This window comes from Roseateles sp., from assembly GCF_052436255.1.
Lineage (GTDB): Bacteria > Pseudomonadota > Gammaproteobacteria > Burkholderiales > Burkholderiaceae_C > Pelomonas.
The window spans coordinates 1-10,711 of the sequence record NZ_JBQVNP010000162.1 but is presented as its reverse complement, the minus strand read 5'-3'; the positions used below and the strand labels follow the sequence as shown (position 1 = coordinate 10,711).

Here is a 10,711-nt window from a genome sequence, read left to right as displayed (position 1 = left end):
GAGCACGACCTTGTCGGTCTCGATCTCGACAAGGGTTTCGTCAACAGTGACGGCTTCGCCGGGCTTCTTCTTCCAGGTCAGCAGCGTGCCCTCGGAAACGGATTCGGAGAACTGCGGGGTTTGAACGTCAACGATGGCCATGGTGTGAGGCTCCGTGTTCTTTATTCGGTGTGATGGTGCAGGCGCAGGCGAACGCAGCGCCGTTCACTGGCGCTGCGCGGTGCGGTCTCATTTGGTGAGGATGAAGCCCTTGAGCTTGGCGAAGGCCTGATCCAGCAGCGCCTTCTGCTGCTCCTGGTGCAGGTGGGCGTAGCCACAGGCCGGGCTGGCGCTGGCCGGGCGGCCGGCATAGCCGAGCTTCTGGCCTTCGCTCATGTTCTCGTGCACATAGTGCTGCACGAAGAACCAGGCGCCCTGGTTTTGCGGCTCATCCTGGCACCAGACGATGTCGGTGGCGTTCGGGTACTTCTTCAGCTCGGCCGCGAAGGCCTTGTGCGGGAAGGGGTAGAGCTGCTCGACGCGGATGACGGCGACGTCGGCCGACTTCTTCTCGGCGCGCGCCTTGACCAGGTCGTAGTACACCTTGCCCGAGCAGACGATCACCCGCTTGACCTTCTCCGCGTTCACCGCGCTGTCCTGTTCACCGATGACGGTCTTGAACTCGCCCTTGGTGAAGTCGGCCAGCGGCGAGGTGGCGTCCTTGGCGCGCAGCAGGCTCTTGGGGGTCATGATGACCAGCGGCTTGCGGAACATGCGCAGCATCTGGCGGCGCAGCACATGGAAGATCTGCGCGGCATTGGTCGGCTGCACGATCTGCATGTTGTTGTCCGCGGCCAGCTGCATGAAGCGCTCCAGGCGCGCCGAGCTGTGCTCTGGGCCCTGGCCTTCGTAGCCGTGCGGCAGCATCATGGTCAGACCGTTGGAGCGGCCCCACTTCACTTCGCCGGAAGCGATGAACTGGTCGATGACGACCTGTGCGCCGTTGACGAAGTCGCCGAACTGGGCTTCCCAGATGGTCAGCGTGTTGGGTTCGGCAGCGGCGTAGCCATACTCGAAGCCCAGCACCGCTTCTTCCGACAGGATGGAGTCGATGACCGTGAACGGCGCCTGGCCGTCGGCGACGTTCTGCAGCGGGATGTAGGTGCCGGCGTCCCAGTTGGCGCGGTTCTGGTCATGCAGCACGGCGTGGCGGTGGGTGAAGGTGCCACGGCCGCTGTCCTCGCCCGACAGGCGCACCGGGTAGCCGCTGGCCACCAGCGACGCGAAGGCCATGCTCTCGCCCATGCCCCAATCGATGTTGACCTCGCCACGGCCCATCGCGGCTCGATCGGCATACAGCTTCTGCACCAGGTTGTGTGCGGCGAAGTCCTTGGGCAGCGTCGTCAGCCTTTCGGCCAGGCGCTTCCACTCGGCCACCGGAATGGCGGTGTCGCAGCTGTCCGTCCACTTCTTGCCCAGGAAGGGCGACCAATCGGTGGCGAACTTGCTCTTGAAGTTGGTCAGTACCGGGTCGACGGTGTGGCGACCCTCGTCCATGGCGGCGCGGTAGGCCTTGACCATCTCGTCCGGGCCTTCGGCCGGCAGCACGTTCTGCGCCACCAGCTTGTCGCCATAGACCTTGCGCGTGCCGGGGTGGCCGGCGATCTTCTTGTACATCAGCGGCTGGGTCAGTGCCGGCGTGTCCTGCTCGTTGTGGCCGAGCTTGCGGAAGCAGACGATGTCCAGCACCACGTCCTTCCTGAACTCGGCGCGGTAGTCCATGCACAGCTGCGTGGCCCAGACGACGGCTTCGGGGTCGTCGCCGTTCACGTGCAGCACCGGGGCTTCGATCATCTTGACGACGTCGGAGCAGTACCAGGTGGAGCGCAGGTCGCGCGGGTCGCTGGTGGTGAAGCCGATCTGGTTGTTGATGACGATGTGGACCGTGCCGCCGGTGCGGTAGCCACGGGTCTGGGCCATCGCCAGCGTTTCCTGCACGACGCCCTGGCCACCGAAGGCCGCGTCACCATGCACCAGCACCGGCAGCACCTGGGCGCCTTCGCTGTCGCCGCGGCGGTCCTGGCGGGCCCGCACGCTGCCTTCGACGACCGGGTTGACGATTTCCAGGTGGGACGGGTTGAAGGCCAGCGACAGGTGCACCGGGCCGCCAGGCGTGGACACATCGGAGCTGAAGCCCTGGTGGTACTTGACGTCGCCGGCCGGCAGGTCCTCGGCGGCCTTGTGCTCGAACTCGGCGAACAGGTCGGCGGGCATCTTGCCCAGCGTGTTGACCAGCACGTTCAGGCGGCCGCGGTGGGCCATGCCGATGACGATTTCCTGCACGCCGCGCTCACCGCCGCGCTGGATCAGCTCGTCCATGGCGGCGATGAAGCTCTCGCCGCCTTCGAGCGAGAAGCGCTTCTGGCCGACGTACTTGGTGTGCAGATAGCGTTCCAGGCCTTCGGCTGCGGTCAGGCGGTCGAGGAGGTGCTTCTTCTCGTCGGCCGTGAAGGTCGGCTTGCCGCGCGCCTTCTCCAGGCGCTCCTGCCACCAGCGCTTTTCACCGGGGTCGGAGCCGTGCATGAACTCGGAGCCGATGCTGCCGCAGTAGGTCTCGCGCAGGGCCTGCACGATCTGGCGCAGCGTCATGGTCTCGCCACCGAAGTAGCTGTTCACGGCACTGAACGAGATGTCCATGTCGGACTCGGTCAGGTCGTAGAACGCGGGGTCGAGTTCGGGAATCTTGGGGCGCTCGGCGCGCTTGAGCGGGTCCAGCTCGGCCCAGCGGTTGCCGAGAAAGCGGTAGGCCGCGATCAGCGACTGCACGTGCACCTGCTTGCGGGCGACAGCCAGGTCGGCGCTGGAGGCCTTGTTGGCGAAGCCGTTGGCCTTGGCGCGCTGGGCAAAGGATTCGACGACCGGCGCATGAGCCACGTCGCGGGACTCGCTGCCGTCGACCGCCGGCACATGCTGGAGCGCGTCGAAATAGGCGCGCCAGTTGTCCGGGACGGAACCGGGGTTGTCGAGGTAGGCCTCGTACATCTCCTCCACATACGGCGCGTTTCCGCCGAACAGGTAGGAGTTGGACCTGTATTGCTGCATCATCTTTCGCTCACCTCATGCCCCGGTTTCCAGGGAGTTGGCTGGTTGAAGAACCTTCCGCGACACGGCTCGACCGGTTGGCGGATTGCGACCCACCTTCGCCGTCGCCAGTGGCAACTGCAAAAGGGACGGGAAGGACTGGTTTACGTCTGTAGGGCGCGAACTCTAGCACCTCGGGTTTGCCCGGGAAGCCAGAAAGGCCGCGACAAAGTTGACGGACTCGTAAACTTGAACGTCGCACCAGCCCCGACATTGAATGGCTGAGCGCGAGGGACATTCAGGAGATCCCAATGCAAGTCCAGGTCGTTGACTACCGCGCCGCAGACGCGGCCGAGAAGTTCACCCGTTCCCTGCACGAGACCGGTTTCGGCGTGCTGACCAACCACCCGATCCGCCAGGCCCTGGTCGAAAAGATCTATGCCGACTGGCTGGCCTTCTTCAACAGCGACGCCAAGGACGGCTTTGCCTTCTCCAAGGAGACGCAGGACGGCTATTTCTCGACCGCGATCTCCGAGACCGCCAAGGGCTCCACGCAGAAGGACATCAAGGAGTACTTCCATGTTTACCCGTGGGGCCGCATCCCGGAGCCGTTGAAGCAAGACGCCCTCACCTACTACCGCGAGGCCAATGCGCTGGCGCAAGAGCTGCTGGGCTGGGTCGAGCGCTACACGCCACCCGAGATCGCCGCCAGGTACCGCGAGCCGCTGTCCCACATGATCCGGGGCAGCAGCAAGACGCTGTTGCGCGTGCTGCGCTATCCGCCGCTGACCGGACAGGAGCCCGCGGGGTCGCTGCGCGCCGCGGCGCATGGCGACATCAACCTGCTGACCATCCTGCCCGCAGCCAACGAGCCGGGCCTGCAGGTGCTGGGCACCGATGGCGCCTGGCACGACGTGCCCTGCGACTTCGGCACCCTGACCATCAACATCGGCGACATGCTGCAGGAGGCGTCGGAGGGCTACTACCCGTCGACGCAACACCGCGTCGTCAATCCGACCGGCGAAGGCGCCAAGAAGAGCCGCGTGTCGCTGCCGCTGTTCCTGCACCCGCGCGACGACGTGGTCCTGAGCGACCGCTACACGGCCAACAGCTACCTCGACGAGCGGCTGCGCGAACTGGGTGTGAAGACCTGAAGCGCCTGCTAGGCCCCGGGCGTGGCTGCGAGCGCCCGATACACCTGCAATGAGGCGTGCGCGTCGTTGGCGGCGTACTGCAACTGCTGCGGGCTGAGATTGCGGCTCGCCCAATTCGACGTCGTGATCTTCTTGGACTTGGGCAGGCGCTGACCCAAGACGATGGCCACCGCGGCCCGAAGGCCGACGGCCTGCTTGAAACCCAGGCGCCGGACCATGTGGGACACATCGATGCCACCGAGCAGTTGCGAGCCCAGCTTCCTGTGCAGGGGCTTCTGGTCAGAAGCCAGCCCGAAGCCCACCTTGGCAATGGCAGCCGACTCCAGCATGGCCCGCAGGAATGCCTGCGTTTCAGGCTTTTCGGTATGGACGATGAAGGCGTGCTCTGCGGTCGCGAACTGCACGATGTGCGGTCCCGTCTGCTCACCGCCAGCGATGAACATGGGCTTGCTCTCGGTATCGAAGCCGACGTGCCCGGCCAGGCGAAGCTCGCGTTCTGCAAACTCGCACTGCGCGGCGTCGCAAAGCACGTGGATGCGATCGGGCGTCAACGCATGGTAGGGCGGCAGTGCCGCAATCTGTTCGCTGGTGGGCCTGTCCATCGGTCCAGTATGCACGGGGTGGACATGCAAGCGCAGGCATGATCGCGCTCGCATGAGCCAGCCGACACGAGTCATCGAGATTCACCCCGACGCGCCGCCGAAGCCGGCGCTCGGGGACACCTGCAACGGCTGCGGCGTCTGCTGCCTGGCCGAACCCTGCCCCATCGGCGTGCTCCTGAGCCGGCGCAGAACCGGCGCCTGCGTCGCCGTGTCCTGGGACGGTGCGCGTTATGTGTGCGGCGTGCTGACTGCGCAACCGGGTGGCGTGCGCGGCTGGTTGGTGCGGCGCTGGATCGCGGCGGGCGCGGGCTGCGACTGCTCCCTAGAAGTAGCGGGCAAGCCCTAGCCGGGCAGCCGGCAGTCGCGTCTACTATTTTTGGCTTCTGCCGTCGTTAAGGAAGCCGCATGAAATCCGCCCTCCGAATCCTTCCCCTGCTCGCCGCGCTGACGCTGGGCGCCGCAACCGCCGCCCCACTGCGCTGGGCCGCCCAGAACGACATCCTGACGCTGGACCCGCACTCGCAGGACCACAACACTTCCAACGCCATCGGCACCCACATCTACGAGGGTCTGACGCGCCTGGGCAAGAACTACCGGCCCGAACCGTCGCTGGCAACGCAGTGGACCTATGTGTCGCCAACCCAGGTGCGCTTCGAACTTCGCAAGGGCGTCAAGTTCCACGACGGCTCGCCGTTCACGGCGGACGATGTCGTCTTCAGCTTCGGCCGCATCACGCAGCCGCAGGGTACCAAGCAGACCTATGTGTCGGGCATCAAGGAGGTCAAGAAGATCGACGACGACACCGTCGACCTGATCCTCGAGGCGCCGACACCGATGCTGCTGCAGAACATCATCAGCTGGCCCATCATGAGCAGGGCCTGGGCCACCAAGAACAATGCGACCAACACACAGGACTACAAGGCCAAGGAAGAGAACTTCGCGGCACGCAACGCCAACGGCACGGGCCCCTACAAGCTGGTGAGCTGGCAGCCCGACCAGGCCGTCAAGATGGTCGCCAACAAGGACTGGTGGGACAAGAACCCCGGCAACATCACCGAGTTGACTTACCTGCCCATCAAGTCGCCGCCGACGCGTGTGGCGGCCCTGCTGTCGGGCGACGTGGACCTCGTCACCGATCTGCCGCCGCAGGATTTCTTCAAGCTCAAGGCGGAGGGCAAGGTCAAGCTGCTGGAGGGTGCGGAGATCCGCACCATCTTCTTCGTCATGGACCAGGGCAGCGAGGAGTTGCGCGAGTCCAGCGTGAAAGGCAAGAACCCGTTCAAGGACAAGCGCGTGCGCGAGGCCATGAACCTGGCGCTGGACCGCGAGGCGATCAAGCGCAGCATCATGCGCGGCCTGTCGGTGCCAGGCGCGCTGATGATCCCGCCAGGCGTCAACGGCTACGACGCAGCACTGGACGCGCCACCCAAGCCCGACCTGGAGAAGGCGCGCAAGCTGCTGGCTGAGGCCGGCTACCCGCAGGGCTTCGAGCTGCCGCTGCACTGTCCCAACAACCGCTATGTCAACGACGAGCAGGTCTGTCAGGCGGCAGTGTCGATGTGGGCCAAGATCGGCGTCAAGCTGCGCCTGATCTCGGCGCCGTTCTCGACGCACAGCCAGACCTTCCAGCGCGGCGAATCACCGTTCTTCATGCTGGGCTGGGGCGTGTCGACCTATGACGCCCTCTACGGCATGCAGGCCTGGGGCCATACGCGCACGACAGGTGCCGATGGCAACTTCAACTTCGGCAAGGTCAGTGACGCGACGCTTGACGAGCTGATCCAGAAGATCAAGTTCGAGCCCGACGTGCCCAAGCGCAATGCACTCATCAAGGAGGCGATCCTGCGCATCCGCGACGAGGCGCTGTTCATCCCGGTGCACCACCAGATCCGCCCCTGGGCGATGAAGCCGGGTGTGGACACAATGCACCGCTCCAACGATTACTTCGAAGCCCGCTACACCACCATCAAATGAAGACACTCACCACCCTCGCCACCCTGTTGCTGGCCGCCGGCATCGCCACCGCGAACCCGCTGCGCTGGGCCGCACAGAACGACATCCAGACCCTCGATCCGCACTCGCAGAACCACTCCGCGACGACGACCATTCAGGGCTATGCCTACGAGGGCCTGACCCGATACACGGAGAAGTTCGACGTCGAGCCGGCGTTGGCCACGAAGTGGACGATGGTGTCGCCGTCGCTGGTGCGCTTCGAACTGCGCAAGGGTGTCAAGTTCCATGACGGCTCGCCCTTCACGGCGGACGACGTGCTGTTCAGCCTGCAGCGCATCAAGCACCCGGCCAGCAACATGATCATCTACGCCTCGGGCATCAAGGAGGTGAAGAAGATCGACAGCCACACGGTGGACTTCGTCCTCGACGGCCCCAACCCCGTGTTGATGCGCAACCTGACCTACGTGCGAATCATCAGCAAGGCCTGGGCGACGAAGAACCGCTCCGAGAACCCGCAGGACTTCAAGGCCAAGGAAGACACCTACGCATCGCGCAACGCGATGGGCACGGGGCCGTTCAAGATCACGAGCTGGACGCCCGACCAGAAGGTCACGATGGTGGCCAACAAGGACTGGTGGGACAAGCCCAAGGGCAATGTCAGCGAGGTGACCTACCTGCCCATCAAGTCGGACGCGACGCGCGTGGCGGCCCTGCTGTCTGGCGCCCTGGACCTGCTGACCGACCTGCCCCCGCAGGACGTCGCCAAGCTCAAGGCCGACCCGCGGCTCAAGGTCATCGACGGGCCCGAGAACCGCACCATCTTCTTCGCGCTGGACATTGGCAGCGACGAGATCAAGGGTGCGAGCGTGAAGGGCAAGAACCCCTTCAAGGACAAGCGCGTGCGCGAGGCGCTTTCCCTCGCCATCGACCGTGAAGCGATCAAGCGCAGCCTGATGCGCGGGCTGTCCATTCCGGCGGCCGTCATGGTGGCGCCGGTGGCCTATGGCTGGTCGGCCGAGCTGGACGTCGTGGCCAAGCCCGATGTGGCGCGGGCCAAGCAGTTGATGACCGAGGCCGGCTATGCCGACGGCTTTGAAGTGCCGCTGGCCTGCCCCAACGACCGCTACGTCAACGACGAGGAGATCTGCCAGGCGGTTGTGTCGATGTGGGCGCGCATCGGCGTGAAGGCCAAGCTGCAGACGCAGCCCATGACGCAGCACTCCTTGGCGCTGCAGCGCTTTGACCTGCCGCTCTACATGTACGGCTGGGGCGTGACGACCTTCGATGCGCAATACACGCTACAAGACATCGTGCATACCAAGACCTCGGGCGCCGACGGCAAGGGCAACTACTCGCGCGTCAGCGACGCCAAGGTGGACGCCCTGGTTCAGCAGATGAAGGTCGAGACGGATGCGACCAAGCGCCTGGCGCAGATGCAGGAGGCGCTCAAGCGCACGCGCGATGAGTTCCTCTTCATCCCCATCCACCACCAGGTGCGGCCGTGGGCGATGAAGTCCGGCGTGACGATCCCGCACTCGGCCAACGATGCGCCGCAGGCGCGTTGGGCAACCGTGAAGTGATGGAATGATGTGGGGCTCATGAAGCCCCCTGTCATCAACTTCTCGGCACTGCAATCCGTCGTCGAGATCGCCGCCACCCTCGCCTTCGCGCTGTCCGGCCTGCTGGCCGGCGCGCGCAAGCAGCTCGATGCCGTCGGGCTGTGTGTCGTCGCGGGTCTGTCGGCCTTTGGCGGCGGCACGCTGCGCGACGTATTGCTGGACCGGCGTCCCTTTTTCTGGGTTGAGCATGCCGACTGGCTGTGGGTGCTCATGGGCCTGTGCTTCGCCGCGATGCTGTTCATGCGCGGGCGTCATCTCGCCTTGACCGAGAAGGCCATCCAATGGCCCGACGCCTTAGGGCTTGGCCTCTTCACTGCCAACGGCGCCCAGCTCGCGCTGGCCATGGGCCAGCCGGCCATCGTGGCGGTGCTGATGGGCGTCGTCACGGCCACTTTCGGCGGCGTGCTGCGCGACATCGTCTGCAACGAGATCCCGGCTGCCTTCCACGACCACCGGCCCTACGCGCTGTGCAGCTTCGTCGGTGGCTGGGTGCTGGTGGCGGCGGTCCAGCTCGATGCACCCGAATGGGCTGCCATCAGCGCAGCGGCCGCCACGGCGATGCTGCTGCGCGGCCTGGCCCTGTGGACGGGCTGGACGCTGCCGGCCTGGCGCATCCACAAGCGCTGACCACCGAAGAAAACGCCCGCCCGAGGCGGCTTGCAGCAGGGCGCTGCGGTGGGCTCAGTTAAACGCCAGGCGTGCCCGCGCTGCGGCGTACTCACGCTTGAGACGGGCCACCAGCTGCGCCGCCGGCACCACCTCGCGCACCGCGCCAATGCCCTGCCCGCTACCCCAGATTTCCTTCCAGGCCTTAGCCGCGCTGCCGCCGAAGTTCATCGCACTCGGGTCGCTCTCGGGCAGCTTGTCCGGGTCCATGCCTGCCGCGACGATGGAGCCGCGCAAATAGTTGCCGTGCACGCCGGTGAAGAGATTGCTGTAGACGATGTCGTCGCTGTTGCTGGCCACGATCATCCGCTTGTAGTCGTCGCTCGCGCGCGCCTCGTCGGTGGCGATGAACGCCGAGCCTATGTAGGCCAGATCCGCACCCATGGCCTGGGCTGCCAGCACCGCGTCCCCGGTTGCCATCGAGCCCGACAGCGCCAACGGGCCGTCGAACCATTCGCGGATCTCCTGAATCAACGCGAACGGGCTCTTCACGCCCGCGTGTCCGCCAGCGCCCGCCGCCACAGCGATCAGGCCGTCAGCGCCCTTCTCGATGGCCTTGCGCGCGAACTTGTTGTTGATGATGTCGTGCAGCACGATGCCACCCCAGGCATGAACGGCGGCATTCACGTCTTCGCGCGCGCCCAGCGATGTGATGACGACGGGCACCTTGTACTTGGCGCAGACCTGCATGTCGTGTTCAAGTCGCTCATTGCTCTTGTGCACGATCTGGTTGATAGCAAACGGCGCGGCGGGCTTGTCCGGGTTGGCGCGGTTGTAGGCAGCCAGTGTCTCGGTGATCTCCGCCAGCCATTCGTCCAGCAGCTCGGACGGCCGAGCGTTCAGCGCGGGCATGGCGCCGACGATGCCGGCCTTGCACTGCTCGATGACGAGCTTGGGGTTGCTGATGATGAAGAGCGGCGAGCCGATGACTGGCAGCGGCAGGTTCTGCAGGATGGAAGGCAGGGCCAAGTTGAACTCCGTCAGAAAGCTTCGAGGCTGAGAGCGGTGACACTGTCTGCGCCGTCGACGATGGCGGCACGCAGCGACGCCGTGCGCGGCAGGATGTGCTCGGCGTAGAAGCGCGCCGTCGTGATCTTGGCGGCCATGAAGTCCTTGTCACTCGCCAGGGCGTCTTCAGCGACCATCAGCGCGCGCGCCAGCTGCCAGCCAGCGACGAGGTTGCCGGCCAGCATCAGGTAAGGCACCGAGCCGGCGTAGGCCGCGTTCGGGTTGCTCTTGGCCTGGGCAGCGATGAAGTCGACGACGGCGAGGAAATCCTCCCGCGAAGCGCGCAGCGCCTTCAGCACGGCGCGGGCCGCCACGCTGTCATGCTTAGCCAGTTCGCCTTCCGTCACCTCGATCTGGCCGGCAATGCCGTGTGCCAGCTGGCCGCCATCACGCGCCGTCTTGCGACCGACCAGGTCGTTGGCCTGGATGGCCGTCGTGCCTTCATAGATGGTCAGGATCTTGGCGTCGCGGTAGTACTGCGCCGCGCCGGTCTCTTCGATGAAGCCCATGCCGCCGTGCACCTGCACGCCAAGTGACGTGACCTCCAGGCTCATCTCCGTGCTGTAGCCCTTCACCAGCGGCACCATGAAGTCGTAGAAGGCCTGGTTCTGCTTGCGCGCGTCAGCGTCGGGATGATGGGGGGCCACGT

General features: G+C 65.4%; 10 protein-coding genes. 5 read left to right on the top strand and 5 right to left on the bottom strand.

From position 1 onward, the window contains the following. Positions 1-141 (bottom strand): biotin/lipoyl-containing protein (locus ACT6S0_RS23730; protein ID WP_444766236.1); only part of this gene is annotated, 141 nt, incomplete at its 3' end. Positions 142-228: 87 nt separating this feature from the next. Beyond that, positions 229-3,084, bottom strand: a complete 2,856-nt coding sequence (locus ACT6S0_RS23725; protein WP_444766235.1) for a 2-oxoglutarate dehydrogenase E1 component — start codon at positions 3,082-3,084, stop codon at positions 229-231. 287 nt (positions 3,085-3,371) lie between these two features. Here ACT6S0_RS23725 and ACT6S0_RS23720 point away from each other — a divergent pair, with 287 nt between their 5' ends. Next, positions 3,372-4,214, top strand: coding sequence for a 2OG-Fe(II) oxygenase family protein (locus tag ACT6S0_RS23720; protein WP_444766234.1), 843 nt, complete (start codon positions 3,372-3,374; stop codon positions 4,212-4,214). An 8-nt stretch (positions 4,215-4,222) separates the two neighbouring features. On the opposite strand, the gene ACT6S0_RS23715 is transcribed toward ACT6S0_RS23720, so the two are convergent. Beyond that, positions 4,223-4,816 (bottom strand): 3'-5' exonuclease, encoded by a 594-nt coding sequence (locus ACT6S0_RS23715; RefSeq protein WP_444766233.1) that lies wholly within the window; start codon positions 4,814-4,816, stop codon positions 4,223-4,225. A gap of 52 nt (positions 4,817-4,868) precedes the next feature. Between ACT6S0_RS23715 and ACT6S0_RS23710 the strand changes: the two genes are divergently transcribed. The 4 genes from ACT6S0_RS23710 to ACT6S0_RS23695 are packed head-to-tail and all read left to right on the top strand — an operon-like array spanning position 4,869 to position 9,015. After that, entirely contained in the window at positions 4,869-5,162 is a 294-nt protein-coding gene (locus ACT6S0_RS23710; RefSeq protein WP_444766232.1) for a hypothetical protein, read from the top strand. A gap of 59 nt (positions 5,163-5,221) precedes the next feature. Beyond that, positions 5,222-6,790, top strand: coding sequence for an ABC transporter substrate-binding protein (locus ACT6S0_RS23705; RefSeq protein WP_444766231.1), 1,569 nt, complete (start codon positions 5,222-5,224; stop codon positions 6,788-6,790). Next, positions 6,787-8,349, top strand: coding sequence for an ABC transporter substrate-binding protein (locus ACT6S0_RS23700; RefSeq protein WP_444766230.1), 1,563 nt, complete (start codon positions 6,787-6,789; stop codon positions 8,347-8,349). Before ACT6S0_RS23705 ends, ACT6S0_RS23700 begins: the two co-directional genes overlap by 4 nt. A gap of 18 nt (positions 8,350-8,367) precedes the next feature. Then, positions 8,368-9,015 (top strand): trimeric intracellular cation channel family protein, encoded by a 648-nt coding sequence (locus ACT6S0_RS23695; protein WP_444766229.1) that lies wholly within the window; start codon positions 8,368-8,370, stop codon positions 9,013-9,015. 54 nt (positions 9,016-9,069) lie between these two features. Here ACT6S0_RS23695 and ACT6S0_RS23690 read toward each other — a convergent pair whose 3' ends face one another. Both ACT6S0_RS23690 and ACT6S0_RS23685 read right to left on the bottom strand, forming a co-directional pair. Further along, complete coding sequence (locus ACT6S0_RS23690) at positions 9,070-10,023, bottom strand: NAD(P)H-dependent flavin oxidoreductase (protein ID WP_444766227.1); 954 nt, start codon at positions 10,021-10,023, stop codon at positions 9,070-9,072. An 11-nt stretch (positions 10,024-10,034) separates the two neighbouring features. Further along, positions 10,035-10,711, bottom strand: a 677-nt coding sequence (locus tag ACT6S0_RS23685) for an acyl-CoA dehydrogenase (protein WP_444766225.1), incomplete at its 5' end; no start/stop codon positions are given.

Coding starts and splice junctions, on each gene's coding strand:
- ACT6S0_RS23710 (WP_444766232.1), top strand. CDS start 4,869: ATGAGCCAGCCGACACGAGTCATCGAGATTCACCCCGACGCGCCGCCG.
- ACT6S0_RS23720 (WP_444766234.1), top strand. CDS start 3,372: ATGCAAGTCCAGGTCGTTGACTACCGCGCCGCAGACGCGGCCGAGAAG.
- ACT6S0_RS23695 (WP_444766229.1), top strand. CDS start 8,368: ATGAAGCCCCCTGTCATCAACTTCTCGGCACTGCAATCCGTCGTCGAG.
- ACT6S0_RS23705 (WP_444766231.1), top strand. CDS start 5,222: ATGAAATCCGCCCTCCGAATCCTTCCCCTGCTCGCCGCGCTGACGCTG.
- ACT6S0_RS23715 (WP_444766233.1), bottom strand. CDS start 4,816: ATGGACAGGCCCACCAGCGAACAGATTGCGGCACTGCCGCCCTACCAT.
- ACT6S0_RS23700 (WP_444766230.1), top strand. CDS start 6,787: ATGAAGACACTCACCACCCTCGCCACCCTGTTGCTGGCCGCCGGCATC.
- ACT6S0_RS23725 (WP_444766235.1), bottom strand. CDS start 3,084: ATGATGCAGCAATACAGGTCCAACTCCTACCTGTTCGGCGGAAACGCG.